The organism is Desulfuromonas sp. KJ2020 (genome assembly GCF_024197615.1).
Taxonomy (GTDB): Bacteria; Desulfobacterota; Desulfuromonadia; order Desulfuromonadales; family SZUA-540; genus SZUA-540.
The window spans coordinates 852,902-878,283 of the sequence record NZ_JAKUKE010000001.1; the positions used below are offsets into that span (position 1 = coordinate 852,902).

Consider the following 25,382-nt stretch of genomic DNA (forward strand, 5'->3'; position numbering starts at 1 on the left):
GTCGGTCCTTCAGGACCGACCCTTTTTAATGGTAATAACACCGATTCCCTTTCTTTTTTTACCAGGGAAGCTCTACCCCGCGGTAGTCATAGAAGCACCCGTTATTTTCGGGAGCCATATCCAGCAACACCCGCGTCAGACCAGCGGCGCTTTCCTCTACGCTTAACGGGGCCTCTTCCCCTCCCATGCGGGTGCGAACCCAACCGGGATGGAAAACCACTGATAGAATGCCCCTTGCCGAAAGATCAGCCGCCAACCCCCTCACGATCATATGCAGTGCTGCCTTGGAGGAGCGATAGGCGTAAAATCCCCCGGAGGTATTATCCTTCAGGCTTCCCATAAGGGTGCCCATGCACGCCAGAATCTTCCTGTCACTTGCGGCCACCTGTTCCACGAAAGCTTCGGCCATCTTCAGAGGCGCCAGTGCGTTGGTGCGGAAGACCTCAAGGTACTCATCGACGTTCGTATCACCAAAGTTCTGGGCCTGTGGTCCTTTGACGCCGGCATTATTGAAGAGAATATCGAGGGGTTCGTTTCTAAGTTCTCCGGCCACTCGGGAGATCTGCGCTTCATCCGTTACATCGAGGCGAAGGATATGCACGTTATTTTTCCCTGACGCCAGGCGGTTCAACTCATCGGCGCTTTCCGGGGTCCTGCAACAGGCGAAGATCTTCCAATTATGCCCGAGGAAGGATCGGGTCAGTTCCAGGCCAATACCGCGGTTGGCTCCGGTAATCAGTATCGATGGCATAAGATTCTCCTTTCCTTTCCGGCACCAGGGTCGTGCCGCGTTAATGTGTCGATGTATTTACTCAAACACATTGGCACCTTTTGGCAACCGGATGTGTTTCGAAATCTTTAGACGTTGCAAGTCTCCTCAAACGGCAGCAAATAGACTCGGAGAGAAAATAGCCTGGGAGAAAACATAAACCCCCTCGGAAATCCGAGGGGGCTCATGAACGGGCTTAGTGTGAGGGATTAAGGATGCAATAGCTCCCTGCAACTTTTCAGGTACAGCAGTGGCTCTTTGCCCAGTCCCGGGCTGCTCAATATCCACAGCAACAGGGGAGGGAAGAGCCGAGTGGTTACTGCTTGCCCATACCATGCTGATGCATGTCATGGCCACTTTCCTCGCTCGACTGTTGCTGCTTCATTTTTTTCATCTGCCGCTTTTTGCGGATCATCATGGTGTCTTTGTACATATCTTCATAAGCGGCCTTCATGGCGAGCTCGAAATCGACAATCGTACCGCCGTGGGTTTTTACGAACTGTTCCGCCGCCGCCTTGTCGGCAAAGGCCCACTTGGCGCGGGAAGTCATGACCCCGGGCTTGTCCCCGCCGATCACCCAGGTGGCGGTTTCGGCATCGATCAGCTCCTGCGTGTTGAAATCCCCCACTTTGATGGCCGCGGGAACTTTGTCGATGCTGTGGGCGAATTCGAGGGCTGCGCAGTGCAGGCTGCAGGTGCCGACGCTCGACTGATCGGAGTATTCGATCAGCATCCGGCTGTGGGCGAATGCGACCCGGTGCATTCCGCAATAGCTGCAGGAGGGGTGGGCTTGCTGGTCGGCCTGTTCGGTCGCAAAGGCCAGGCTGGCAATCAGCAACAGGAGGCTTAAAGAAATGGAAAGAAGCTTTTTCATTGGGACCTCGTTTTGGAAAGGGTTTGTTGTGGCGGTGTTTTCGAGTAAAAAAGTATAGACAAAAAGAAGAGAAAAACCACTCGTAAGGCCAATCTTTTCAATTCCTGATACGTCTCCCCGGTTAGAGTTGAGCGAGGATGAAGTCTTTATAGATGGTATCTCCCTCGTTGGAGGGCCGCGTGCACGAAGGCAGGCGTCCCGATCAGCAAGACCGGATAGATAGAGAAAAAGCTGCAGGTTTCGAGGGTCACGGCGCCAATTGGCCCAGCTTTCCCGTCGTTTCGGTTCGCAGGGGCATATGGCCGTCTTTTCGCAGCCAGTAATCACGCTGCAACCGGAACGGGGCAAGCAGGCTATTGCCTAGATGGTTGTCCTGCGGTTCCGCGTATCCAGGAATGCCGATGTTGATCGCCTCCTGAGGGACATTGAGGCGCACGGTATGGTGCAGCCGGTCCCAGCAGGAGAAAACGCTCGAATAATTCGCGTTGGTTTCCTCTTTAATCTGAGAGTGATGGATGCCGTGCATGCGCGGGGTGACGATGAGTCGGACAAGTATCCGTTCAACACGGATCGGTAGACGCAGGTTGCTGTGATGAAAAAGAGTGCCGAGCTGAAAGATAACCTCATAAACCAGGTAGGTTGCAAGGGAGGGACCGATCAGTCCGAGCTGAACCATCCGAAATGTGCTGGAGAAGGCCAGTTCGCCGAAATGAAAGCGGAAGGTGGTCGACATGTCCAGGTCGGGGTCAAAATGATGCACATTGTGAAGGCGCCATAACAGTGGAAGTCGATGATTGGCACGGTGCCACCAGTAGAAGGTGAGATCCATGAGCAAAAAGGCGGCAATCGGCCTCAGCGCGTCTGGAATAACTTCCAGCCGGGTCAGCCCAAATCCGTTGATACTGGTCCAGCCGAGGGTTCCCTCGGCGACAGGCCTCACGATCAGCGACACGGTGGCAAAGGCGATGATCCCGTAGGTCAGATTGACCGTGAGACGTCCCGCCAGCGCCCGTTTTGCCTGACGTAGCGGGAAAGCCCGCTCCAGCAAGAAAAGTGCGATGATGCAAATCCCAATTACCGCAATACTTAATAGAGGTGCCCACATAAAAATTTCTTTCCCCAAAGGCAGATTAATGAACCAAAGGGCTGCCGTAGTCCCTCGTATTGGCCGTGCCAGACAAAAAGGGTATCGAGAGAATAAGATATTACAACGAGATAGATCAGGTCGGTACTATTCAGATCGGGCCGCCGGTTTATAGCCATAATATGGGTACAAGTGTCAGAGGCGTATTCCTTACTTATTCGAGGACTTGGGTGAGGGCGATGTTTCGTGACGGAGCCGTGGATTCATTTGTTCGCGGGGACGATCTTACCGCGTTTCTTGTTTTCATGTTGTCTTGTGAATGAAACGTTACATCGGTTTCCGATCCAGCCCCCGGTACTGCACCGCTTCGGCCAGATGCGGCTGGCGGATGTTTTCTTCACCGGCCAAATCAGCGATGGTGCGTGCCACTTTAAGGATGCGGGCGTAGGAGCGGGCCGACAGGCCAAGGCGATCGGTGACCATCTCCAGGAGCTGGTGGCCCTGCTCGTCGACTTGGCAGAACTTGCGGATGTGGCGAGCCTGCATCTGGGCATTGGCGTGCAGGCCGAAGCGGGCCAGGCGCTCGCGTTGCAGGCGGCGGGCGGCGTTGACCCGGTCGCGTATGGAGGACGACGGCTCGGCCTCGGTCGGGTCGGCCAGATCCTTGTGAGCCACCCGGGGGACTTCGACGTGCAGGTCGATGCGATCAAGCAGAGGGCCGGAGAGGCGGCTGCGATAACGTTGGATCATGACGGGGGTGCAGGAGCATTCCCGCAATGAGTCGCCATAAAAGCCGCAGTTGCAGGGATTCATGGCGGCCACCAGCATGAAGGTCGCCGGAAAACTCAGTGTAGTGGCGGCGCGAGCGATGGTGACGTGACCGTCCTCCAGAGGCTGACGCAGCATTTCGAGCACGTTCTTCTTGAATTCGGGCAGTTCATCGAGAAAGAGGATGCCATTGTTGGCCAGGGAAACCTCCCCCGGGCGGGGAATGGCGCCACCGCCGATGAGGCCGGCATCGGAGATGGTGTGGTGGGGGCTGCGAAAGGGCCGTACGTTGAGGAGAGCGTTTTCTTTGGGCAGCAGGCCGATGATGGAGTGGATCTTGGTCGTTTCCAGTGCTTCCTCAAAGGTCAGGGGCGGCAGAATGGTCGGCAGGCGGCGGGCCAGCATGGTCTTGCCGCTGCCGGGAGGACCGATCATCAGGAGATTGTGCCCCCCGGCGGCGGCCACCTCCAGAGCCCTTTTGACATGATCCTGTCCGCGCACCTCGGAGAAGTCGTCGCAGCCGGCGGGTAGGGCGGCCAGATCCGTTTCGTGATCGGCCTGGTGGGGTGATAGGGCCCTTTCGCCATTGATGAACTCGACCACTTCGGCCAGGTCGCGCACGCCATAGACCGGCAAAGCGTCGACAATGGCGCCCTCGGCGGCGTTCTCCCAGGGCACGATAAGCCCCTGTGTCTGCCAGTGGCGGGCGGCGACAGCGAGGGGGAGGGTGCCGCGGACGGGCTTGACCAGACCGTCGAGACTGAGTTCGCCGATCAGGACGTATTTGCGGAGGTTTTCATTGTTAACGATGCCGACGGCGGCCAGAATGCCGATGGCCATGGGCAGATCGTAGGCCGTACCCTCTTTTTTCATGTCGGCCGGCGCCAGATTAATGGTAATGCGACGGGTGGGGAAATCGTACCCCGCATTTTTGATCGCCGACTTGACGCGATCCTTGCTCTCCCGAACCGCCCCTTCCGGCAGACCGACCGTGGCGAATTGGGGCAACCCCTGGGCGATATCCACTTCTACATCCACAGGAAACGCTTCAATGCCGTTGAGCGCTCCCGATAGTACCTTGGCCAGCATGCTCCCTCCCTAAAATGAACCCGTTAAAATTAAAGAGCGCTTAATCTAAACAGAAAAGCCCCGGATCGCAAGCGATAATGCTGCGAGCCGGGGCCTGGGTTCGAAAAGAGAGGAAAAGGTGCTACTGGCGATCCATGATGTATTTCTCCGCCATAATCGCGGCAACAGCGCCGTCCCCGACGGCGGTGGCGATCTGCTTGAGGATCTTCTTGCGCACGTCGCCGGCGGCAAAGACCCCCTCCATGGAGGTGCGGCATTCGCCGTCGGTGAGGATGTAGCCTTCTGCGTCGAGGGTGAGGGTGTCCGCGAGAAAGTGGGCCTTGGGGGTGACGCCGATAGCGACGAACAGGCCCGAAACTTCGAGCAGGCGCTTTTCGCCATTGGTCGTATCAGTCAGTTCGATGCCGGTCAGGCCGGAGGTATCCCCTTGCGTGCCGGTGACCTGGGCGTTCCAGAGAATCTCGATCTTGTCGTTGTTTTTCAGTCGATCCTGCAGGATGGAGGTGGCCCGCAGCTGGTCGCGCCGATGGATGAGATACACCTTCTTGGCAAAGCGGGTGAGAAAGAGGGCTTCTTCGGCGGCCGTGTCGCCGCCGCCGGCAATGGCGACAACCTGGTCGCGGAAAAAAGCCCCATCGCAAGTGGCGCAGTAGGAAACGCCACGCCCGGTGAATTCCTGCTCGCCGGGAATGTCGAGTTTTTTCGGTTCGGCCCCGGTGGTGATGATGACGGTGCGGGCGAGGACGGGTTGGTCATCCACGGTGATGCGACGCACTTCGCCGAGATCTTCCAGGCCCTGTACTTCGCCGTACTGAACTTCGAGGCCGAATTCCTGACAGTGCTCCTGAAAGCGCATCATGAGGTCGGGGCCATCGATGCCGCCGGGAAAGCCGGGATAGTTTTCGACCTTGGTGGTCGTCATGACTTGCCCGCCCATGATCATGCGTTCGACGAGAAGGGTATTGAGTTTGGCGCGGGAGGTATAGAGCCCGGCGGTCAGGCCGGCAGGGCCGCCGCCAATAATCAGGGTATCGTAAATTTTTTCGGTCATGGATCTCTCTCCTGGGAAAATTTGGTCGCCAAGATAACACAGTCGGAGAAAAAAGTGAAAGGCCTCTTAGTTTTGGTGGCGCGAGAGGGCCATCAAGGAGGCCCTTGATTTCCCCCGGGCCTCTGGCTAGTATGGAGACGTTTTGCACGGGGAAAAACGTGGGCTTGCAGGTACGGCGAAAGGTTTCGGATGTTATGAAAAAAATGACGGGGTTTTTGGTCTGGTCACTGGTCTTTCTGCTGGTGCTGCTGGCTGCCGATCAGCTGCTGGTGCATGCGAAGCTTGAAGGCAAAGGGCTGACGGCCGTCCAGACCTTCTACCTCGATTTTCGCAGTCGCCTCTTTGCCCTTGTGGACGGCCAACCGGCCCCGAGTGTTGAATCCCTCATCGAGCAGGCTGAGACCCCCCCCACCAAACCTGCCGGCCCCCCAGCGGCCGAAAAGTCCCCCCGCTTTCTCTACGTAGACCGGGATGGCGAACTGCATTTCGCCGGGAGTCTGCAGGAGGTGCCGGCCGAGTTCCGCCAGGAGGCCCAGGCGCTGTCCGAATGATGCCGGTCCCTGGCCGGATTCCCAGGGCGGACTGCCTAGGGAAGATGGCCGTAGATTTCAGGGCGGCGGTCGTGATAGCAGCGGATCTGGGAGCGATATTCCACCAGTTCGCTAAAATCAAAGGTCGCCGCCAGTTCGGTGTTTTCCTCCCCCCCTTCGGCCAGAACCTCCCCCCGGGCCGAAAGCAGCAGGCTCATGCCGAAAAAGTCGAGCTTTCCCTGAATACCGCAGCAGTTGGCCGCGACGACGAAAAGCTGGTTCTCGATGGCGCGGGCCCGTAGCAGGGTGCGCCAGTGCTCCTGGCGCGGCTTGGGCCATTCCGCCGGCAGGCAGATGATCTCAGCCCCTTCCAGAGCCATCTTGCGGAAGAGCTCAGGAAAACGCAGATCGTAGCAGATGGCCACCCCCAGGCGACCAACAGAAGTCGATATGACCAGAGAATGGTCCCCTGACGACAGGAACCGATCTTCACCCATGGTGGAGAAGAGATGCAGTTTGCGGTAGGTGCCGGCGACCTTCCCCTGATCGATGACGTAGGCCGTATTGTACAGCTCCTTCCCCTCTTTTTCCGCCAGACTCCCCACGAGGACCATGCCCGACTCGGCGCTTTGCCGGCAAAGTGCCTGCACCACTTCAGGTGTTCTTTCGGCCAGTTGACCGAGGCGCTTGTAGTCGTATCCCGTGCTCCACATCTCCGGCAGGACCGCCAGCTGCACGCCCTGGGAGGCCAGTTTTTTCAGCGAGGCGAGGGCTTGGGACAGATTGGTGTCAATGTCGCCGAGAGCAATATTGAACTGGGCGGCTCCGGCCGTAATCTTACGGGTCTGTGACATCATGGGAAAATCCTGTCTGCAATGGCTAAACCGGTGGTTGGCAAAGGTTTTGTGGCGACGTTTCGGGGCGCAGTATAGCCCATCGTCGGGCCATTCGGCAAGAGCCCCGATCGTTCAAAACGTCTTTTGATAATAAAATCCACCTTTGAATGCTGTCCGAATAGTCTCTCGGTTTCGCTACGGGCGAACTGGCCAGGGGCAGGCTGAAACTCGAACTTAACAGCCAAGGTGAAGAGCAAAAAAGGGAGCCATATATGAAAAATTTGTTGCGTATCTGCCGTGGATTCTGTTAAAAGACACGATAAAACATCGTTTGTTTTTGAGTTGGTAGCCAGTGAATAAGTGTAAACGATGGCCCGTTCCTAGTTTTCTTGACCCCCGCCGGGAAGCATGTTAAGGATTTATTCGGGTTCGGATAAAAAAGAAGGTTTTAAGAAACCATCCTTTCGCTCTGCAGGGATGATTTTCGTGCATTTTTGACGTCCACCTTTTTCGCTGGATGATTTGACATGGCCAAGGTTGCCACTTTTTTTATCATGCTCGCTTTCTGGGTCCTTCTTTCGGGAATGTTCGACGCTTTTCACTTCTCGCTCGGGGTGATCTGCTGTCTGCTGGTGGCCCAGTTCAGCCACAGGCTGCTTTTTCCGGACGGCATCGGGGGCCGCTGGCTTCGCGATGTTTTCGGGATGCTCCTCTATCTGCCCTGGCTCTTCTGGCAGGTGGTCGTCGCCAATTTTCAGGTGGCCTACATCGTTCTTCATCCCCGCATGATGGAAATGATCGATCCACAGCTAATCCGCTTCAACACCCATCTCAAACGCCCCTTTTCCAAGGTGACCTTTGCCCAGTCCATCACCCTGACGCCGGGGACCATTACCGTAAATGTTCACGAAGACGAGTTCACGGTTTACGCTCTGACCCGCAGCGGAGCCGAGTCTCTGCCGGGGGAAATGGAGCAGCGTGTGGCCAAGGCGCTGGAGGATAAAGCATGATTACGCACATTGTCATGGCGGGGGCCATTTTTATCATTATGCTCATGGCCCTGTGTCTGATTCGGGTCGTTGGGGGCCCCACGGTGCTCGATCGTATTCTCGGAGGCAGTGTCATCGGCACCAAGACCACGGTCCTGCTGCTCCTCATCGGCATGATGTACGGCAATGTCGGCATGTTCGTCGATATCGCCCTGGCCTACGCCCTGCTGAATTTTATTGCTACCCTCGGGGCGACCAAGTACTTTTTGCGGCGCCAAACGGTCCACCTTGACGGCGAGTCCTGAGCGGGAAAGGAAAGAAGTGATCTATGAGCATTGTTTCGGCAGTTCTGATTGTGGGAGGTCTCTTCTTTTTCGGCGTGGGGGTCGTCGGCATTCTGCGCCTTCCCGACTTCTACACCCGGCTGCACGGGGCCAGCAAATGCGACACCCTGGGCGCTTTTCTGATCCTCTCCGGCTTGGCTCTCCATGTGCTCACCGTTTTTGACCTGGCCAATGTATTGGTCAGTCTGAAAATCATGGCCATCGCGATTTTTATTTCTATTGCCAATCCGACCGCGACCCATGCCATCACCGAGGGCGCATTGATCGCCGGCGTCGAACCCTGGCGCAAGGGAAAGGGGGCAAAATGATCTGGCAAGTCGATCTGCTGATCCTGGTGCTGGTCGTTATTTGCGCTCTTGCGACCATAACGATCAAGGATCTTCTCGGCGCTTCGGTTATTTTTGGCGTCTACAGTTTCATGATGTGTCTGCTGTGGGCTGAAATGGGTGCGGTCGACGTGGCCTTTACCGAGGCGACTGTTGGCGCCGGCGTCAGCACGATTCTGTTTATTGCCGCTATTTTACGGACGACCCGGAGGAGTAAAGATTGAAAACTGTCGCTTTGCTCGCAACGCTGCTGACCGGGGCCCTGCTGTTGTACGGTACCAAGGATTTTGCCCCCTGGGCGGATCCGCAGTCGCCGGCCAGCACCCACCTGTCGGCTTATTACGTTGAGAATGCAGTACAGGAAACCCATGTGCCCAACCTGGTGACCGCCGTTCTCGGCGACTACCGGGGTTACGACACCATGTTCGAGACGGTGGTTATTTACTGTGCCGGACTGGCGGTCGTCAGCGTGCTCCGGAGGCGCAAATCATGAAGACGCTGAAGCAGCGCTATGAGGCGCGGGGGTTGGGGCAGGATCTCATTATCCAGACCTCGGTGCGCTTGATGGTTCCCTTCATCCAGCTGTTCGGCCTTTACGTTATCGTTCATGGCCATTACAGCCCCGGCGGCGGCTTTCAGGGCGGCGTTCTGCTGGGAGCATCCTTTATTCTGCTGGCTCTGGCATTTGATATCAAAATGTCCATGCGGCATTTTTCCGAAAAAATCAACTTGGTTCTCGGCAATACCGGGGCTCTGATCTTCGTGGGTACGGGCGTGCTCTGTGCGCTGGTCGGCGGTTTGTTTCTGGATTACAGCGCTCTGGCGGCCCTCATTCCCATGGATCCCATCGAGTGGCGCTCCTTCGGCATTTTCATTGTCGAGGTCGGGGTCGGGCTGGCTGTCGCAAGTATCATGCTGTCGCTCTATTGGGATCTCAGTTCCAACGGCGACCTGGAAGAGGGGCTCTAGCATGGAAGCGTTTATGGCGGAAGTGGTGGCCAAGTACAACTATTGGCTCTATGTGGTGCTGATGATGATCGGTTTCTACGCCATGATCGGCAAGCGCAATCTGGTCAAGAAACTGCTCGGCATGAATATCTTCCAGACGGCGATCATCCTGTTCTTCGTCTCTACCGGGGTCAAGCGCGGCGCCGCCATCCCCATCGTCGACAAATATGCCGCCCTCAAGCAGGGGGTCGACGCCACCACCATCGTGAACCCTCTGCCCCACGTGCTCATGCTGACGGCCATCGTCGTCTCCGTGAGTGTGACCGGGGTGGCCCTGGCGGTGCTGCTGCGGATCTATCGTGAATACGGCACCCTGGAAGAGGATGAAATTCTGGAGAAGATCGGCCAATGACGAGCACCAACCTTCACCTCTATGTGCTGGCCGCCCCCCTGTTGACCGCTTTTGCCGTCAATCTGCTGGGGCGTGCTTCTCGCCGCTGGATTGCTCCCCTGGCTCTGGGGGCGCTGAGCTTTTCAGCCATTGGCGCCGTGCTGCTGCTGTTGCGGGTTCTGCGTGATGGCGGCTTTTCCTACACGGTGGGTAACTGGCGAGCGCCTTTCGGCATCGAATTACTCATTGATCCCCTCAGTGCGCTGATGCTGGTGCTGATCGCCGCGGTGGCCCTGCCGGCGACGGTGTCGGCGCTTAAAAGCGTGGAGCAGGAACTGCCCGGGCAGGAATATCTCTTCTTTACTCAATATCTCATCCTGATCGCCGGCCTCATGGGTTTGGTGGTCACGGCCGACGCCTTCAACCTGTACGTGCTGCTCGAGATCACCTCCATCACCACCTACGGTCTTATCGCCATGGGGAAGGGGCGGGCGCCGCTGGCCAGCTTCAACTACATCATCATGGGGAGCATCGGCGCCTGTTTTTATCTGCTGGGGGTGGGTTATCTCTACATTCTCACCGGCTCGCTGAACATGGCCGACATCGCCGGTATCCTTGGCTCCATGCAGGAGAGCCCGGCCCTGGCCACCGCCTTTGCCTTCATGCTGGTCGGTCTGTGGGTGAAGATGGCTTTCTTCCCGCTGCATGGCTGGCTGCCGCAAGCTTATTCCCTGGCGCCGACGGGGGCCGGTCTGCTCATTGCCCCCCTGATGACCAAGGTGACGGTTTACCTGATGATCCGGGTCATTCTTTCGGTATTTACCCCGGGATACGCCTTTTTCCAGCATGCGGTGGTGCAGTCGGGCATCGTCTGGGTGGCGGCCGCTGCTATCCTCTGTGCTTCGGCCCTGGCCCTGGCCCAGCGGGATATGCGCCGGATGCTGACCTATATCATCATTGCCGAGGTCGGCTATATGGTGGGGGGCGTCTGGCTGGCCAACGCCAATGGTCTGACGGGAGCGATTCTGCATATCGTTAACGATGCGCTGATGACGCTCTGTCTCTTTCTCGCCGCTGCCGCCATCATCTACCGCACCGGCAGTCTTGACTTTTCCAAGTTGCAGGGGCTCTATCGCAAGATGCCCATCACCATGGCGGCGTTTACGGTGGGTGCTTTCTCCATGATCGGTGTGCCGCCGACCTGCGGGTTTTTCAGCAAGTGGTATCTGATCCTCGGCGGCATCGATGCCGGCCAATGGGGGTTTGTGGCGGCCCTGGTCATCAGCAGTCTGGTCAACGCCATTCTCTTTTTCCGCATCATTGAAAAGGGCTTTTTCTTCGCGCCCGGCGAGGAGCATGGCCATGGCCACGTGGGACATGGCGAGGCGGTGGCGGAGGCGCCCAGTCAGATGCTGCAGCCCCTGGTTCTGGTCGCGGTCGCTCTTATCGTGGTGGGACTGAGTTCGGGAACCCTGGTTGAAAAGGTGATCCGGTTGGCCATCCCAGCCTCGTTCTGAGCCGGATTTTAATGTCTCCATGTCGCATGACGGAATGAAATAGGAGCCCATGGCATACTCATCTTCGATATGGCCGCTGCTGGCCGTCGGCATCTCCCTGGTGGGGACGATTCCCATCATGCTGTCGGGGCGCAAGCCCAACCTGCGTGAGAGCTGGACCCTGCTCATCGCCATCGGCAAATTTCTGCTGGTGTTGTCCATGCTGCCGACGGTGCTGGACGGCGGCACCTTCAGCCTGACGATCGCCGAGGTCTTTCCGGGGGTGCCCATCGCCCTGCGCGTCGACGCCATGGGGATGTTTTTCGCCCTGGTCGCCTCCTTCCTGTGGATCTGTACGTCGGTCTATTCCATCGGCTACATGCGGGCCCTCGAAGAACACGGCCAGACACGCTATTTCGCCTCCTTTGCCCTGGCCATCTCCGCCACCATCGGCGTCGCTTTTGCGGCCAACCTGTTTACCCTCTATCTCTTTTACGAGGTGCTCAGTCTTTCCACCTACCCCCTGGTCACCCATGAACAAAATGACGAGGCCCGTTTTTCCGGGCGCAAATACCTGACCTATATTCTCGGCACCTCCATTGGGCTGGCTCTGCCGGCCATGCTCATCACCTATGCACTGGCCGGGACGCTCGATTTCCGTCACGGCGGCATTCTGGCCGGCAGCGGCGCCTCGCCTTATCTGCTGGCCCTTATCCTGGTCTTTTTCCTCTTTGGTTTCGCCAAGGCTGGCCTCATGCCTTTCCACGGCTGGCTGCCGGCGGCCATGGTGGCGCCGACGCCGGTAAGCTCCTTTCTGCACGGCGTGGCCGTGGTCAAGGTCGGGGTCTTCTCCATCCTGCGGGTGGTGTTTCACATTGTCGGCCCCGATTTTCTGCAGGAGATCAACCTCGGCTTCATAATCACCACGGTCGCTTCAGTGACGCTGCTGGTGGCCTCCCTGGTGGCCCTGACCCAGGATAATCTCAAGCGCCGGCTGGCCTATTCCACCATCGGCCAGCTCTCCTACATGGTGCTGGGGGCCGGTATGCTCAGCGCCGCCGGCATGACGGGCGGCACCCTGCATATCGCCATGCACGCTTTTGGCAAGATCACCCTCTTCTTCTGTGCCGGCGCCATTTACGTGGCCGCGGGAAAAAAATACATCAGCCAGATGGATGGCCTCGGTCGGCGCATGCCGGTGACCTATATGGCCTTTCTGCTGGGTTCCTTGAGTATCATCGGTATGCCGCCGTTGGGGGGCTTCATCAGCAAGTGGTACCTGGTCATCGGCGCCGTAAACAGCGACCAGCTGATTCTGCTGCTGGTGCTGCTGGTCAGCTCCCTGCTTAATGCGGCTTATTTCCTGCCCATCGTGTACCGGGGCTTTTTTGCCAAAGCGCCCGAAGGGGAGGAAGAGGGAGGAATCCGGGAAGCGCCCATTTTCTGCCTGATTCCTCTGTCGGTCACCGCCTTGGCCTCCCTTGGCCTGTTTTTCTACCCGGACCTGTTCCTGCGGCTGGCCCGCATGGCTCTGTTTCCCTGAGGTACTGCATGAAAGCAGATCAAAAAGCAAAGAAGGAGTTCGATTGGTTCGATCACCCGCAGAATATCCGCAAGTTGCGGATCGGCTTCTACGCCGTGCTGGTTTTGCTGGTGGTCCCCGACTTGTTTCTGCACAAGCACACCCTCTTTTCCTCTGTGGAGGCCTGGCCCGGATTTTACGCCCTGTTCGGGTTCATTGCCTGTGTAGCGATCATCCTGATTTCCAAAGTGCTGGGCTTTGTGCTGAAGCGCCCCGAGGACTACTATGACCGCTAGCGTGCATCCTTCCCTCTTCTTCCTGGCCGCCGCGGTGCTACTCTGGGTGCTGCCACTGGCGGGACGTCGTCTGCTCATTCTGTTGGCACCGGCAGCAGCCTTCTTCGTGATCACCCAGCTCGAGCCGGGCCTCGCCTACGGCTACCAGCTCTTCGGCTTCGACCTGAATCTGCTGCGGGTGGACAAGCTGAGCAAGGCCTTCGGTTATGTCTTTACCATCAACGCCTTTGCCTGTTTCCTTTTCGCCTTTCATCTCAAAACCCGCTATGAACATGCCGCGGCGCTGGCCTATATCGGGGCCAGCGTCGGGGCGGTATTTGCCGGAGACCTGATCTCTCTCTACCTCTTCTGGGAGGTCATGGCCGTCACCTCGACCTTTCTGGTGCTGGCCCGCCAGACGGAGCGCGCCTACGGCGCCGCTTTCCGGTACGTCATGGTTCACATCTTCGGGGGACTCTGCCTGCTGGCCGGCATCCTGCTGCAGGCCAATGCTACCGGCTCCGTCGCTTTCGACGGCTTCAGCCTGCAGGGCCTGCCCACCTATCTGATCCTCATCGGTTTCCTGGTCAACGCCGCCGCCCCGCCCCTGAGTTCCTGGCTGTCCGATGCCTATCCTGAGGCCACGGTGACCGGCGGCGTCATCATGACGGCCTACACGACCAAAACGGCGGTCTATACCCTTATTCGCGGTTTCGCCGGCTGGGAAATCCTCATGGTGGTCGGCTGCTTCATGGCCCTGTACGGGATCATCTACGCCATTCTTGAAAACGATATGCGCCGCATTCTGGCTTATTCCATTATCAACCAGGTCGGCTTCATGATCTGCGGTATCGGCATCGGCACCGCCATGGCCCTCAGCGGCGCCGTGGCCCATGCTTTCGGCCACATTATCTACAAGGCGCTGCTGTGGATGAGCGCCGGGGCTGTCCTGTACATGACCGGCAAGAGCCGTTGCACCGACCTGGGCGGCCTCTACAAGACCATGCCCCTGACCATGATATTCGGGACGATCGGTGCCCTGGCCATCTCCAGCTTTCCTCTCTTCTCGGGCTATACGACCAAGCCGATGATTATCGAGGCCGGCGTGCACGAAGGATTCTTCTGGGTCTGGCTCATTCTGGAAATTGCCTCGGCCGGCGTCTTTCTCCATGCGGGCATCAAGTTTCCCTATTTCGTCTTTTTTGCCAAGGACAATGGACTGCGCCCCGGCGAGCCCCCCAAGCACATGCTGGCGGCCATGGCCTTTCTCTCCTTTATCTGCATCTTCCTGGGCGTCTATCCGCAGCCCCTTTACGATATTCTCCCCTTCCCGGTGGAATATCATGCCTACACGCTGGAGCACACCCTTAACCAGCTGCAGCTGCTCATGTTCTCGGCGCTGGCTTTTTTCCTGCTGCTGCCTCTGCTCAAGCGAACGAAGACGATCTCTCTCGATACGGATTGGTTCTACCGCAAGGGGGGGGAGTTCTTCTATGCGCTGGCCGCCCATGTCTTCAACGGCCTCAACGCCTGGGCGGACAGGATCTTTGTGCAGCGCCTGCCAGCGCGTCTGGCCAGCTTTTTTGCCGAACCGGGGGCGAATGTACAGAAATACGCCCTGCGATTGCTCACCGAGGCAGCCGGCGATGACGGGGAGTATGCCGAAGGGGCCCGGCAGATCGACAAGCGCAGTCGCGCCGGTGCCTACCCCGTGGGATTATGGGTTCTGCTGGCCGTTGTCTTTCTGGCCATCATGTCTGTGCTCTTTTTCGCGGTGTAGCTGAGGAACGGACCGGTCAGGCAGGCCGGCCCATCAGGGAGGTAACATGGTGAATCGATTCTTGCTGGCTCTTGATCCCTCACCCCATTCTCGTCAGGCCGCTGAATACCTCGCCGCCATTGCCGGTCAACTCAAGGGCAGCCAGGTTGTGCTGTTGAGTGTTCTGCCCACTTGGCCATCCGGCGTGAACAGTCCGGTCACCGATGAGCCCGTTATACTGACCGGGGAAGTTCATGGCGGGGAGGACGCCGGGGAACAGCTCGGCCAGGCCCAGGCCTTCCTGGCGGAGATCGTCGCGCTGTTTAAGCGTCGCGGCCTCGAGGCGGACCGGATTCAGCGTCTCATCGTTCCCCAGGACAAGGGCGTCGCCGAAGACATCGTCGCCGCGGCCGAGAAGCACGAATGCGACACGGTGGTGGTGGGGCGGCGGGATCTTTCGGCTGTGCAGTCCATCTTTCTCGGTAGTGTCTCGTCCGAACTCGTTAAAAACCTGGAGGGACGCACGGTCTGGGTGGTTGAATAGCAACTCGCCAAGCGTCCTCTCCGCACAGTTATGAAAGCCCTCTATCTCCACATCCCCTTCTGTCTGCGCAAGTGCCCTTACTGCGATTTTTTTTCGGTTACCCGAACATCCCCTCTCTTTCAGGAATTCCCCCGACTCCTGATTGCCCATCTGCGTCTGCAGGCTGAACGGGCGACGGCCGGTCCTTTTTCCACCGTCTTTTTCGGCGGCGGCACGCCCTCGCTGCTAAGCCCGTCATCCGTGGAGGCGATCCTGGCTGAGGTGGATCATCTGTTCGGGCTGGAGGGTGAGGCGGAGGTGACCCTCGAGGCCAACCCTGGCACCCTGAGTTTGGAAATCCTTTCCGGTTTCAGGGCGGCCGGAATCAATCGGCTCTCCCTGGGGCTGCAATCCCTCCAGGATGACAAACTCAAGACCCTGGGGCGTCTGCATACGGCGGCGGAAGGCCGGCAGGCCGTAGGGTGGGCCAGACGGGCGGGGTTTGACAACCTGTCCTGCGACCTCATGTTTGGCCTGCCAGCGCAGTCGCTGCCCCAGCTGATGGCTGATGTGGAAGCCGTCCTCTCCCTGCAGCCCGAACATCTCTCCTGTTATGGCCTGACCGTGGAAGAGGGCACTCCTTTTGAAGAACTGCAGCGCCAGGCGTTGCTGCACCCGGCCGCCGAAGACCTCGCCACCGAAATGTATGTGGCGCTGCATGAGCGCCTGGGCGACGCCGGCTACGGCCACTACGAGATTTCCAACTACGCCCGGCCGGGGCGCGCCTGCCGGCACAACCAGGTTTACTGGCGGCGCCAGGGTTATCTCGGTCTGGGGCCTGGCGCCGCCAGTTTCAGCGATCAGGGCTGGGGGGCGCGGTGGGAGATCCCCCCGGATATCGACCGATATGCCCGGGCCCTTAGGGAGGGGCGGGATCCGCGGACCCACCTCGAGACCTTTGACCGGCGCGGGGCCATGGCCGAAACCCTTTACCTCGGCCTGCGCGAGGCGGCGGGAGTCGACGAGGCGCGTTTCAGGGCGCGCTTTGGTCAGGGCGTAGCCGAGGCCTATCCCGCCGCGGTACACAAGGCGGCACCCCATCTGGTTTACGAAAACGGGCGTTGGTATTTCGCCCTGTCAGGCTGGCTTCTCTACGATCATCTCATTCAAAATTTCCTGTAAAAAGACGCGATTTTCTCCCGGGTTTTGCCCTTGACAAAGCCAGGGGCCGTTGTTATGTTGTTCTCCGTTAGCACTCATAGGGTTCGAGTGCTAACAGGAAATGGCAGGGCCGGGTCAGCCGGCTCCTGTTTTTTGTGGGACGGTGCGATATGGCAGAAGACCTGAACGAACGTGGTCGCCTGATACTGGAAGCCATCATCGAGGATTATATCGAGTCGGCTGAGCCGGTCGGTTCGCGTAGTGTGACCCGCCGCCATCAGATGGGGCTGTCGCCGGCGACGGTGCGCAACGTCATGGCCGACCTCGAAGATATGGGTTATCTCGTTTCGCCCCATACGTCAGCCGGACGGATTCCGACCGAAAAGGGCTATCGCTTTTACATCGATTCCCTTCTGCAGGTTCGGCAACTCAGCCTGCGGGAACGCCAGGATCTGGAGCGCCGCTACCATTTCAGGGGGCTGCGGGTTGAAGAGCTTTTGCAGGAGGCGGGCAAGGCGCTGTCGGCCATCTCCAACTACACGGGGATCGTCATGGCTCCCCGTCTGGGCTCCACCGTTTTTCGCCATATCGAATTCCTGCGGCTGTCGCAGGGCAAGATTCTGGTGGTCTTTGTCTCCCAGAGCGGTCTGGTGCAGAACAAAATCATCGAGGTGGAGGAGCCCATCCGCCAGGATGAACTGGAAAAGATCACCAACATGCTTAACCATACCCTGACCGGGAAGACCATCCAGGAGATCAAGGAAAAGATCCTGGATGAAATGTCCCGGGAGAAGGCCCTTTACAACCAGCTCCTGCAAAGAGCGCTGCTGCTTTCGGGCGAGGCTCTCAAGGACGAACTCGGCGGCCAGGTCTTTATCGAAGGGGCGTCCAACATCATGGAGCAGCCCGAATTCTCGGATCTGGAGCGGATGAAACGTTTGTTCCGGACCTTTGAGCAGAAGAGTATGCTGGTCGACCTGCTCGATAAGAGTCAGAAGGCGCAGGGTGTGCAGATTTTTATCGGAAGCGCGACGGAATACAGTGAGATCGAAGGGTGCAGCCTGGTGACTTCCTCGTATTCCGATCGCCAGGGAACCATCGGAACCCTTGGGGTTATCGGCCCGAGCCGCATGCCCTATTCCATGGTCATCCCCATAGTCGACTATACCGCCAAACTGGTAAGCCAGATTCTGGCTATCGAATCGGAGTAGGAGAGCAAGACAGTGTCAGAGACCAAAAAGGAAAATCAGGAGATGCCCGCTGTGGGTGAAAAAGAAGAGATGCCGGCCGCTGAGGAGATTCCCGTCGGGGAACCCGGTGCCGAGTCGACTTCGGAAGCGGCCCTGGCTGCCGCCAAGGAAGAGGCTGCCCGCCATTATGATCAATACGTGCGGGCCTGCGCCGACCTGGAAAACTATCGCAAGAGAGCGCAGCGGGAAAAAGAGGATCTGGCCCGCTTTGCCAATGAAAATCTCATTCGCGAAGTTCTGCCGGTCCTGGACAATTTGGAGCGCGCCGTCGAGCATGCCTCGACGGAAGAAGCGACCGCCAAGGGTCTGCTTGAAGGGGTGCGCATGACCATGGACCAGTTCCGGAAGGCCTTGGCTAAATTCGGCGTCGTTCCCATCGAAGCGCTGGGCAAGCCCTTTGATTCTGCTGTTCATGAGGCCATGGGGCAGATCGAAAGTGCCGACCAGCCCCCCAATACGGTAGCGCAGGAGCTGCAAAAGGGCTATCTGCTGAACGACCGGTTGTTACGTCCGGCTCTCGTCATGGTGACGCGCGCGGCGGCAAAGACATCCGAGACAGAGAATCCCTGAAAAATTCGACCAAGAGAACAAACAGCTTAACGTCTAAAGGAGGATATATATTATGGCTAAAGTAATCGGTATCGATCTGGGAACGACCAATTCCTGCGTGGCGATCATGGAAGGTGGCGAGCCCATTGTCATAGCGAATTCGGAAGGATCCCGCACAACCCCGTCCATGGTGGCTTTCACCGAAAGCGGCGAGCGGGTGGTTGGCCAGCAGGCCAAGCGCCAGGCGGTGACCAATCCGGAAAACACCCTGTTTGCCATCAAGCGGCTCATCGGGCGCAAGTTCGACACGGAAGCGGTGGCCAAGGATATCAAGATCAGCCCGTTCAAGATCACCAAGGCGGAAAACGGCGATGCCTGGGTGGAAGCCCGCGGCAAACAGTACAGCCCGCCGGAAATCTCCGCCATGGTTCTGCAGAAGATGAAGCAGACGGCGGAGGATTATCTGGGCGAAACGGTCACCGAGGCCGTCATCACCGTGCCCGCTTATTTTGACGATTCCCAGCGACAGGCCACCAAGGATGCCGGCAAGATCGCCGGTCTGAACGTGCTGCGCATCATCAACGAGCCGACGGCGGCGGCCCTGGCCTACGGCCTGGACAAGAAAAAAGAAGAGAAAATCGCCGTTTTCGACCTGGGTGGCGGCACCTTTGACATCTCCATCCTGGAGCTCGGCGACGGCGTCTTCGAGGTCAAGTCGACCAATGGCGACACTTTTCTCGGCGGTGAGGATTTCGACCAGCGCATCATCGACTACATCGCCGATGAGTTCAAAAAAGATCAGGGCATCGATCTGCGCGGAGACAAGATGGCTCTGCAGCGTCTGAAGGAAGCGGCAGAAAAAGCCAAGATCGAGCTGTCGTCCTCCATGGAGACCGATATTAATCTGCCCTTTATCACTGCGGACCAGAGTGGCCCCAAGCATCTTAACCTCAAGCTGACCCGGGCCAAGCTCGAGAGCATCTGTGCCGATCTGCTCGATAAACTGGTCAACCCCTGCAAGATCGCCCTTAAGGATGCCGGCCTGTCGGCTTCGGAGATCGACGAAGTCATCCTGGTCGGTGGCATGACCCGCATGCCGGCCGTGCAGAAGAAAGTACAGGACATCTTCGGCAAGACGCCCAGCAAAGGGGTGAATCCGGACGAGGTCGTGGCGATCGGGGCAGCTATTCAAGGCGGTGTCCTCAAAGGCGACGTCAAGGATGTGTTGCTGCTCGACGTTACCCCGCTCTCCCTGGGTATTGAAACCCTGGGTGGGGTCATGACCAAGCTGATCGAGAAGAACACCACCATCCCCTGCAAGAAGAGCCAGATCTTCTCCACGGCTGCCGACAATCAGCCCGCTGTCTCGGTGCATGTCCTGCAGGGTGAGCGCGAGATGGCCTCCGACAACAAGACCATCGGCCGTTTCGAGCTCGTCGGCATCCCGGCGGCTCCCCGTGGCGTTCCCCAGATCGAGGTGACCTTCGATCTGGATGCCAACGGCATTCTGCACGTATCGGCCAAGGATCTCGGCACCGGCAAGGAACAGTCCATCCGCATCACCGCCTCTTCCGGTCTGTCCGAGGAAGAAATCGAGAAGATGGTCAAGGATGCCGAGAGCCACGCTTCCGAGGACAAGAAGAAACGTGAGCTGATCGAGGCCCGCAATCAGGCGGACAGTCTGGTCTACACCACCGAGAAGTCCCTCAAGGAGCACGGCGACCAGGTGGACGCCGACACCCGCAAGAAGATCGAGGAAGGCCTCGAAGCGTTGAAAAAAGCCATGGAGGGCAGTGACGCCGACGAGATCAAGAAGAAGTCGGAAGAACTGGCTCAGGCCAGCCACAAGCTCGCCGAGGCCATGTATGCCAAGGCCCAGGCGGCGGAAGGGGCTGCTCCGGAAGAGGACGCCACCGGCCACAAGGACTCAGGTCCTGATGACGTGGTCGACGCCGAGTTCGAAGAAGTCGACGACTCCAAGAAATAACAGCATTCCACAGTTTATCTGCAGCCCGGTAGGGGCACGGCGCGCCGTGCCCCTACCACCATTTTGACCCCAGGAAAAAGGATCGACCCTTGGCCAACGGCAAACGTGATTATTACGAAGTACTGGAAGTCAACCGCAATGCCAGCGAAACGGAGATAAAAAAAGCTTATCGCCGCCTGGCCATCAAGTTTCATCCGGACAAAAACCCCGGTGACAAGGAAGCCGAAGACCGTTTCAAGGAACTCTCCGAGTCCTACGCGGTGCTTTCCGATCCCCAGAAACGCGCCACCTATGACCAGTACGGCCACGCCGGTCTCGGCGGCGGCGGTTTTTCCTCTGAAGGGTTCGGTTTCGGGGGGAGTCCCTTTGAAGATATTTTTGGCGACATTTTCGGCGATATCTTCGGTGGCGGCACACGACGCGGCCGGGGCAGACGGGGCGACGATCTGCGCTATAACCTGACCATCTCCTTCGAGGAAGCTGCTTTCGGGGTCGAAACCAAGATTCAGATCCCCAAGTATCAGAGCTGCGAGGCCTGCGACGGCTCCGGAGCCAAGAAAGGGACCAGCGCCAAAACCTGTCCCACCTGCCGTGGGGCCGGACAGGTACGATACCAGCAGGGTTTTTTCTCCCTGACGCGACCTTGTCCGGACTGTGCCGGTGAGGGAAAGATCATCGACAACCCCTGCCCGGAGTGCAAAGGGAGCGGACGCATCAAGGGGAAGAAAACGGTTTCCCTGAAAATTCCGGCCGGGGTGGAAACGGGCAACCGTCTCAAACTCAACGGCGAAGGGGAAGCCGGTTCCCAGGGCGGTCCCCCTGGCGATCTTTTCGTGGTGATCACCGTGAAGGACCATCCTCTCTTCCAGCGCGAGGGGCAGGATATCCTTTGTGAAACACCCATCTCCTTCGTGCAGGCCGCCTTGGGCTGTGAGTTTGAGGTGCCGACCCTGGAAAAGAAGGTCAAGATCAAGGTTCCCCCCGGTACGCAATCGGGAAAGGTTCTCCGGCTGCAGGGCCTGGGCTTCCCATCCCTGCAAGGGTATTCCAGAGGCGATCAGCTGGTGGTGCTGCGGGTGGAGACGCCCACCAAGCTGACGGCGCGGCAGCGGGAGCTGCTCGAAGAATTCGCCCGGGAAGAGGGTGAGGAATGCCATCCCATGGGAAAGAGTTTCTTCACCAAGGTCAAGGAACTGTTCGGCTAGTCAGAACGACCATGAAAAGAGCTTGACGTGGCCGTTTTGGAAGGGGGAGCGATGAAAGGCATGGTAATCGGGGTCCTGGCCCTGTGGTTCGGTCTGGCCGGCGTGCCATTGGCACTGGCCGTGGAACAAGAGGTGCAGGTGTTGCCGGTAGCGGCAGCGGCCGCACCGGACCAGCAGGCCTTCGAGACGGGCAAAACCTTGCTGTCTTTGGGTCAGCAGGAAGCCGCCCTGGTGGCACTGCGGACTTTTCTGGAGGATTATCCCGCTTCCGATTATGCGCCTCAGGCCCACCTGCTGTTGGCCAGGATCTTTCAGACCCGTGGAGAGACGGACCTGGTTTTTCTTCACCTGAACCGTGTCCCGGAAAGTGCCAAGGGACCGGAAGGCCGGATCGTTGAAGGAGCCGCCCTGGTTTCGGCCGGCCACCTTGAACGCGGCCTGGCTTTGTTGACGGGGGTCCAGTCGGTCACGCTGCCAGTTGAAATCCGGATGCTGCGCCTGAATGCGCTGGCTGAGGCATATGCCCTGCAGGACAGGCATCTTGAAGCGTTGGTGTTGATGCACCGGATGGGGGAGCTGAATGCGGCGGTGCTCGTTCGCGCCCAGCGCGCCATGCGTGAAGAATTACGTGATGATGAGTTGGCCGAGGCCGCCTTCATGTTTGCCGGCGGCCCCTTAGGCCTTGAAGCCGATTACGTGCTGGCCACTCGCGCTTTTGAGCGGGGAGACAGGCAAAGAGCCGGGCGTCTGCTGGAGCGCCTTGCCCAGGCGAAAAAAGATTTTCCCTCCCGGGCGGAAGCCCTGAATCTTCTGGACCGGATAACCGGTCGGCCCTGGCTGCAGCGAACCATTGGGGCGGTGTTGCCTTTGACTGGAAAGTTTGCCCCTTTTGGCGAACTGGTGCGTAAAGGCATGGCGCTGGCCGCTAACATCGAAGAGGAAGGCGGTTCGGAGGTTAACCTAGTTTTTCGTGATGGCGGAGGCGAAGCCGAGACCGCGGCCGCTGCCGTCAGAACGTTGGCCAGGGAAGACCGCGTCATGGCGGTAGCCGGTCCCCTGTCCGGCGTGGCCGCCGAAGCCGCTGCTGTGACCGCGCAGTCAGAGGCGGTGCCGCTCATGGCTCTCTCTCCGCGAGACGGTCTAGCTACGATCGGCTCCTACGTGTTCCGAAATTCCCTGACCAGCCGCTTGCAGGTGGAAGCATTGGCCCACTACGCCGTGGTTGAAAAAGGACTGCTCGGTTTCGCCGTTCTTTACCCGGAAAATCGACTGGGTCGGGAGATGGCGGAACTCTTCACCGCCGCCGTGGAGGCACGCGGCGGGGTCGTAGTGAAGACTCAAGGCTTTCCGACGGAAGGTACGGATTTTCGCCGCTCCATCAAATTGCTGCTGAACCAGGATCCTGATGCGCCGGAAGAAGAAGCGCCGGCGGAAGAAGAGGAGTCGGGCGAAGAAGCGGAGTCGGTCGAAGAAGAGACGTCTGTCTGCGCCACGCTGGATTTTGAGGCGCTCTTTATTCCGGATTACGCCGACCGCGTCGGCTTGCTGGTGCCCCAGCTGGCCTATTACGAGGTTGAGAATGTGCAGCTTCTCGGCATCAACGGCTGGAATTCACCGGAGTTGATTCGCGTGGCCGGTAATTATGTGGAAAAAGCTGTTTTTGTCGACGGATTCTTCCCTTACAGCCCTTATCCCTTCGTCCAGGATTTTGTCGCTCGCTATTTCGAGGTCTACGGAGAAGAGCCGTCTATCCTGGAGGCTCAGGGCTATGACGTCGCCACCATCCTGTTGTCGATTCTGTCGCGTCCGGAGATAAGGACGAGAGAAGACTTTCGGCAGGCGCTCATGCAGGTCGTCAACTATCCCGGTGTCACCGGGGCCACCTCTTTCAACACGGATGGCGAGGCGGAAAAGGTTCTTTTTCTGCTGCAGGTTCAGAACGGAAATATCGTGCAGATCAATTGATTATCACGAGGTCTCCCGCGGCATGGCCCTTTGGCGCCTCAGCTCTCTTCGCCAAGTTGCAGCAGGGCAAAGAGCAGGCGGGTTTTTGCCATATCGACATGCCTGGCTGACGCCAGGGACAGGGCTCTGCCGTAGATGGCGTCCAGCTCAAGGGGGCGCCCTTCCTGCCGATCGATCATCATGCTGGGGCGATAATCGCCCATCGTTTCGGTTACCTCCAAAAGACGGGGAACAACCTCGGCCGCCTCAATGGGGGAGCTGAGCCCCTGCGCGTTGGCGCCGGCGATGACTTCTCGCATGATGGCTTCCACCTCTTGTTGAATGGCGGTTGAGGCGAGCAGGTCTCCGGTGGGGCGCTGGGTCAGGGCGCAGAGTCCGTTGAACGGGATATTCCAGACCAGTTTTTCCCAGCGGGCTCTGGCGAGATCAGCGACCGCCTCGCAGGGGACGCCGGCCTGCCGGAAGAGTGCCGCGGTCTCTTCCGCCCGTGCCGAGGCGCCACCCCTGAATTCTCCCAGCCGTATGGCCCCCTGCCCCAGATGGTGGACAGTGCCGGGTTCCCCGCGATTGGAGCACAAAAACGCCACACCCCCCATGACACGATCCTCGCCAAAGGTAGCAGCCAGCCGTTCTTCGTTCCCCAGACCGTTTTGCAGGGTCAGAAGAACGGTATTTTCGCCCACCGCCGGTCGGCAGAGTTCGGGCAGCTGATCATTGTGAAAAGTTTTCAGGCCGACAATGACCAAGTCGGCATGATCCAGATCGGCGGCCGCCTTGACACCGCGGACCACGGGGAGGTGAAAGTCGCCAGTTACCGAGGTGACGGTCAGCCCCTTCTCGCGGATCGCCGTATAGTCCCGCCTCAACAGAAACTGAACGTCATGGCCGCTTCGCTGCAGCATGGCCCCGTAGTAAAGACCGAGAGCCCCAGCTCCGATAATGGCTATTTTCATGGTCCGAGCGTCCTTTCGTGAGCAGTGAATACCGGGTTGGCGCAGGGAGACAAAATAACACGAACAACCAGAAATAACAGGTCAAAATGCGATGGATCAGGGGAGGCACCGGAGCTCAAACCGTCTGCACCTGTTGACCAAAGTGGTTGACTGTGGTATATTTTCAAGGTTTCCGAAAGGGGAAAAAGCATGTTTAAAGTCGGTGATAAGGCAGTATACCCCGCACAAGGGGTAGGGGTGATCGAGGCGATTGAAGCCAAGGAGTTTGCCGGACAAAAGCATGAGTTTTATGTCCTTCGGATCGTTGACAGCGATATGCTTATCATGGTTCCGGTATCCAATGCAGGCAATGTGGGTTTGCGGGGTCTGATCGGCAAGGACCAGATTCCCTCTCTTTACGATGTGCTCGGCGACAAGCAGGCAGATGCCAGCGGCGGCGTCTCCTGGAGCAGAAGGCAGCGGGAATACAACGAAAAGATCAAGTCCGGCGATCTCTTTGAGGTGGCGGAAGTTCTTCGCGAGCTCTATCTCATCAAGGAAGGCAAGGAGCTTTCCTACGGGGAGAAAAAGGTTCTCGAGCTGGCCCGTAAGCTGCTGGTCAAAGAAATTGCGTTGGCGGAAGGCGCCGAGGAGAACCTAGTCGTCGAGCGCCTGGAAAACTGCTTCCTGAACTAGGAGTGCGCCAACCATTTCCATGAAACCGGACGCCTTGGCGTCTGGTTTTTCTTTTTCGACTTC

At 58.4% G+C, this 25,382-nt stretch carries 27 protein-coding genes; 20 read left to right on the forward strand and 7 right to left on the reverse strand.

The window, feature by feature from the left end; all coding sequences use genetic code 11:
- Nucleotides 1-58 precede the first annotated feature (58 nt).
- From MJO47_RS03860 to trxB, 5 genes are all read right to left on the reverse strand, one after another.
- Entirely contained in the window at nt 59-751 is a 693-nt protein-coding gene (locus MJO47_RS03860) for an SDR family oxidoreductase (protein WP_253959801.1), read from the reverse strand.
- A gap of 334 nt (nt 752-1,085) precedes the next feature.
- The gene (locus MJO47_RS03865; RefSeq protein WP_253959802.1) at nt 1,086-1,643 is read right to left on the reverse strand and encodes a nitrous oxide reductase accessory protein NosL; all 558 of its coding nucleotides are present in this window, start codon (nt 1,641-1,643) and stop codon (nt 1,086-1,088) included.
- Between the two features lie 247 nt (nt 1,644-1,890).
- On the reverse strand, nt 1,891-2,748 hold the full coding sequence (locus MJO47_RS03870; protein ID WP_253959803.1) for a sterol desaturase family protein: 858 nt from the start codon (nt 2,746-2,748) through the stop codon (nt 1,891-1,893).
- Between the two features lie 306 nt (nt 2,749-3,054).
- Nucleotides 3,055-4,584 (reverse strand): YifB family Mg chelatase-like AAA ATPase, encoded by a 1,530-nt coding sequence (locus MJO47_RS03875; protein ID WP_253959804.1) that lies wholly within the window; start codon nt 4,582-4,584, stop codon nt 3,055-3,057.
- Between the two features lie 121 nt (nt 4,585-4,705).
- On the reverse strand, nt 4,706-5,635 hold the full coding sequence (trxB, locus tag MJO47_RS03880; protein ID WP_253959805.1) for a thioredoxin-disulfide reductase: 930 nt from the start codon (nt 5,633-5,635) through the stop codon (nt 4,706-4,708).
- 194 nt (nt 5,636-5,829) lie between these two features.
- Here trxB and MJO47_RS03885 point away from each other — a divergent pair, with 194 nt between their 5' ends.
- Nucleotides 5,830-6,186: a hypothetical protein gene (locus tag MJO47_RS03885; protein ID WP_253959806.1), complete on the forward strand. Its 357-nt coding sequence runs from the start codon at nt 5,830-5,832 to the stop codon at nt 6,184-6,186.
- Nucleotides 6,187-6,221: 35 nt separating this feature from the next.
- On the opposite strand, the gene MJO47_RS03890 is transcribed toward MJO47_RS03885, so the two are convergent.
- Complete coding sequence (locus tag MJO47_RS03890; protein WP_253960536.1) at nt 6,222-7,019, reverse strand: carbon-nitrogen family hydrolase; 798 nt, start codon at nt 7,017-7,019, stop codon at nt 6,222-6,224.
- A 509-nt stretch (nt 7,020-7,528) separates the two neighbouring features.
- Between MJO47_RS03890 and MJO47_RS03895 the strand changes: the two genes are divergently transcribed.
- The 18 genes from MJO47_RS03895 to MJO47_RS03980 all read left to right on the forward strand — a co-directional run bounded on the left by MJO47_RS03895 (nt 7,529) and on the right by MJO47_RS03980 (nt 23,691).
- Nucleotides 7,529-8,011 carry a Na+/H+ antiporter subunit E gene (locus tag MJO47_RS03895; RefSeq protein ID WP_253959807.1) on the forward strand — a complete coding sequence of 161 codons (483 nt, stop codon included), beginning with the start codon at nt 7,529-7,531 and terminating at the stop codon, nt 8,009-8,011.
- Nucleotides 8,008-8,295: a monovalent cation/H+ antiporter complex subunit F gene (locus MJO47_RS03900; RefSeq protein WP_253959808.1), complete on the forward strand. Its 288-nt coding sequence runs from the start codon at nt 8,008-8,010 to the stop codon at nt 8,293-8,295. The genes MJO47_RS03895 and MJO47_RS03900 overlap by 4 nt, the downstream gene beginning before the upstream one ends.
- 23 nt (nt 8,296-8,318) lie before the next feature.
- A complete protein-coding gene (mnhG, locus tag MJO47_RS03905) occupies nt 8,319-8,642 on the forward strand; it encodes a monovalent cation/H(+) antiporter subunit G (protein ID WP_253959809.1) in 324 nt (107 codons plus the stop codon).
- Entirely contained in the window at nt 8,639-8,884 is a 246-nt protein-coding gene (locus MJO47_RS03910) for a hydrogenase subunit MbhD domain-containing protein (RefSeq protein WP_253959810.1), read from the forward strand. Before mnhG ends, MJO47_RS03910 begins: the two co-directional genes overlap by 4 nt.
- Entirely contained in the window at nt 8,881-9,153 is a 273-nt protein-coding gene (mbhE, locus tag MJO47_RS03915; RefSeq protein WP_253959811.1) for a hydrogen gas-evolving membrane-bound hydrogenase subunit E, read from the forward strand. Before MJO47_RS03910 ends, mbhE begins: the two co-directional genes overlap by 4 nt.
- The gene (locus tag MJO47_RS03920) at nt 9,150-9,629 is read left to right on the forward strand and encodes a Na(+)/H(+) antiporter subunit B (RefSeq protein ID WP_253959812.1); all 480 of its coding nucleotides are present in this window, start codon (nt 9,150-9,152) and stop codon (nt 9,627-9,629) included. Before mbhE ends, MJO47_RS03920 begins: the two co-directional genes overlap by 4 nt.
- Before the next feature lies 1 nt (nt 9,630).
- On the forward strand, nt 9,631-10,020 hold the full coding sequence (locus MJO47_RS03925) for a cation:proton antiporter subunit C (RefSeq protein WP_155874670.1): 390 nt from the start codon (nt 9,631-9,633) through the stop codon (nt 10,018-10,020).
- Complete coding sequence (locus MJO47_RS03930; RefSeq protein WP_253959813.1) at nt 10,017-11,516, forward strand: complex I subunit 5 family protein; 1,500 nt, start codon at nt 10,017-10,019, stop codon at nt 11,514-11,516. Before MJO47_RS03925 ends, MJO47_RS03930 begins: the two co-directional genes overlap by 4 nt.
- Before the next feature lie 49 nt (nt 11,517-11,565).
- A complete protein-coding gene (locus MJO47_RS03935; RefSeq protein WP_253959814.1) occupies nt 11,566-13,038 on the forward strand; it encodes a monovalent cation/H+ antiporter subunit D family protein in 1,473 nt (490 codons plus the stop codon).
- A gap of 8 nt (nt 13,039-13,046) precedes the next feature.
- Nucleotides 13,047-13,313: a hypothetical protein gene (locus tag MJO47_RS03940; protein ID WP_253959815.1), complete on the forward strand. Its 267-nt coding sequence runs from the start codon at nt 13,047-13,049 to the stop codon at nt 13,311-13,313.
- Entirely contained in the window at nt 13,303-15,072 is a 1,770-nt protein-coding gene (locus MJO47_RS03945) for a Na(+)/H(+) antiporter subunit D (protein WP_253959816.1), read from the forward strand. Before MJO47_RS03940 ends, MJO47_RS03945 begins: the two co-directional genes overlap by 11 nt.
- Before the next feature lie 46 nt (nt 15,073-15,118).
- Entirely contained in the window at nt 15,119-15,595 is a 477-nt protein-coding gene (locus tag MJO47_RS03950; protein WP_253959817.1) for a universal stress protein, read from the forward strand.
- A 30-nt stretch (nt 15,596-15,625) separates the two neighbouring features.
- Nucleotides 15,626-16,756, forward strand: coding sequence for a radical SAM family heme chaperone HemW (gene hemW, locus MJO47_RS03955; protein ID WP_253959818.1), 1,131 nt, complete (start codon nt 15,626-15,628; stop codon nt 16,754-16,756).
- Between the two features lie 149 nt (nt 16,757-16,905).
- Entirely contained in the window at nt 16,906-17,946 is a 1,041-nt protein-coding gene (hrcA, locus tag MJO47_RS03960) for a heat-inducible transcriptional repressor HrcA (protein ID WP_253959819.1), read from the forward strand.
- A gap of 12 nt (nt 17,947-17,958) precedes the next feature.
- Nucleotides 17,959-18,555 (forward strand): nucleotide exchange factor GrpE, encoded by a 597-nt coding sequence (gene grpE, locus MJO47_RS03965; protein ID WP_253959820.1) that lies wholly within the window; start codon nt 17,959-17,961, stop codon nt 18,553-18,555.
- A 52-nt stretch (nt 18,556-18,607) separates the two neighbouring features.
- On the forward strand, nt 18,608-20,521 hold the full coding sequence (dnaK, locus tag MJO47_RS03970; RefSeq protein ID WP_253959821.1) for a molecular chaperone DnaK: 1,914 nt from the start codon (nt 18,608-18,610) through the stop codon (nt 20,519-20,521).
- 89 nt (nt 20,522-20,610) lie between these two features.
- Complete coding sequence (gene dnaJ, locus MJO47_RS03975) at nt 20,611-21,726, forward strand: molecular chaperone DnaJ (protein ID WP_253959822.1); 1,116 nt, start codon at nt 20,611-20,613, stop codon at nt 21,724-21,726.
- A 51-nt stretch (nt 21,727-21,777) separates the two neighbouring features.
- Nucleotides 21,778-23,691: a penicillin-binding protein activator gene (locus MJO47_RS03980; RefSeq protein ID WP_253959823.1), complete on the forward strand. Its 1,914-nt coding sequence runs from the start codon at nt 21,778-21,780 to the stop codon at nt 23,689-23,691.
- A 38-nt stretch (nt 23,692-23,729) separates the two neighbouring features.
- Here the strand turns inward: MJO47_RS03980 and MJO47_RS03985 are convergent, their stop codons facing one another.
- Nucleotides 23,730-24,644, reverse strand: a complete 915-nt coding sequence (locus tag MJO47_RS03985) for a putative 2-dehydropantoate 2-reductase (protein WP_253959824.1) — start codon at nt 24,642-24,644, stop codon at nt 23,730-23,732.
- A 189-nt stretch (nt 24,645-24,833) separates the two neighbouring features.
- Between MJO47_RS03985 and MJO47_RS03990 the strand changes: the two genes are divergently transcribed.
- Nucleotides 24,834-25,319: a CarD family transcriptional regulator gene (locus tag MJO47_RS03990; protein ID WP_253959825.1), complete on the forward strand. Its 486-nt coding sequence runs from the start codon at nt 24,834-24,836 to the stop codon at nt 25,317-25,319.
- The last annotated feature ends 63 nt before the right edge of the window (nt 25,320-25,382 follow it).

Bases quoted from the DNA above. Each gene is read 5' to 3' on its own strand.
- MJO47_RS03860 (WP_253959801.1), bottom strand. From the start codon at position 751: ATGCCATCGATACTGATTACCGGAGCCAACCGCGGTATTGGCCTGGAA.
- MJO47_RS03865 (WP_253959802.1), bottom strand. From the start codon at position 1,643: ATGAAAAAGCTTCTTTCCATTTCTTTAAGCCTCCTGTTGCTGATTGCC.
- MJO47_RS03870 (WP_253959803.1), bottom strand. From the start codon at position 2,748: ATGTGGGCACCTCTATTAAGTATTGCGGTAATTGGGATTTGCATCATC.
- MJO47_RS03875 (WP_253959804.1), bottom strand. From the start codon at position 4,584: ATGCTGGCCAAGGTACTATCGGGAGCGCTCAACGGCATTGAAGCGTTT.
- trxB (WP_253959805.1), bottom strand. From the start codon at position 5,635: ATGACCGAAAAAATTTACGATACCCTGATTATTGGCGGCGGCCCTGCC.
- MJO47_RS03885 (WP_253959806.1), top strand. From the start codon at position 5,830: ATGAAAAAAATGACGGGGTTTTTGGTCTGGTCACTGGTCTTTCTGCTG.
- MJO47_RS03890 (WP_253960536.1), bottom strand. From the start codon at position 7,019: ATGTCACAGACCCGTAAGATTACGGCCGGAGCCGCCCAGTTCAATATT.
- MJO47_RS03895 (WP_253959807.1), top strand. From the start codon at position 7,529: ATGGCCAAGGTTGCCACTTTTTTTATCATGCTCGCTTTCTGGGTCCTT.
- MJO47_RS03900 (WP_253959808.1), top strand. From the start codon at position 8,008: ATGATTACGCACATTGTCATGGCGGGGGCCATTTTTATCATTATGCTC.
- mnhG (WP_253959809.1), top strand. From the start codon at position 8,319: ATGAGCATTGTTTCGGCAGTTCTGATTGTGGGAGGTCTCTTCTTTTTC.
- MJO47_RS03910 (WP_253959810.1), top strand. From the start codon at position 8,639: ATGATCTGGCAAGTCGATCTGCTGATCCTGGTGCTGGTCGTTATTTGC.
- MJO47_RS03920 (WP_253959812.1), top strand. From the start codon at position 9,150: ATGAAGACGCTGAAGCAGCGCTATGAGGCGCGGGGGTTGGGGCAGGAT.
- MJO47_RS03925 (WP_155874670.1), top strand. From the start codon at position 9,631: ATGGAAGCGTTTATGGCGGAAGTGGTGGCCAAGTACAACTATTGGCTC.
- MJO47_RS03930 (WP_253959813.1), top strand. From the start codon at position 10,017: ATGACGAGCACCAACCTTCACCTCTATGTGCTGGCCGCCCCCCTGTTG.
- MJO47_RS03935 (WP_253959814.1), top strand. From the start codon at position 11,566: ATGGCATACTCATCTTCGATATGGCCGCTGCTGGCCGTCGGCATCTCC.
- MJO47_RS03940 (WP_253959815.1), top strand. From the start codon at position 13,047: ATGAAAGCAGATCAAAAAGCAAAGAAGGAGTTCGATTGGTTCGATCAC.
- MJO47_RS03945 (WP_253959816.1), top strand. From the start codon at position 13,303: ATGACCGCTAGCGTGCATCCTTCCCTCTTCTTCCTGGCCGCCGCGGTG.
- MJO47_RS03950 (WP_253959817.1), top strand. From the start codon at position 15,119: ATGGTGAATCGATTCTTGCTGGCTCTTGATCCCTCACCCCATTCTCGT.
- hemW (WP_253959818.1), top strand. From the start codon at position 15,626: ATGAAAGCCCTCTATCTCCACATCCCCTTCTGTCTGCGCAAGTGCCCT.
- hrcA (WP_253959819.1), top strand. From the start codon at position 16,906: ATGGCAGAAGACCTGAACGAACGTGGTCGCCTGATACTGGAAGCCATC.
- dnaK (WP_253959821.1), top strand. From the start codon at position 18,608: ATGGCTAAAGTAATCGGTATCGATCTGGGAACGACCAATTCCTGCGTG.
- MJO47_RS03980 (WP_253959823.1), top strand. From the start codon at position 21,778: ATGAAAGGCATGGTAATCGGGGTCCTGGCCCTGTGGTTCGGTCTGGCC.
- MJO47_RS03985 (WP_253959824.1), bottom strand. From the start codon at position 24,644: ATGAAAATAGCCATTATCGGAGCTGGGGCTCTCGGTCTTTACTACGGG.
- MJO47_RS03990 (WP_253959825.1), top strand. From the start codon at position 24,834: ATGTTTAAAGTCGGTGATAAGGCAGTATACCCCGCACAAGGGGTAGGG.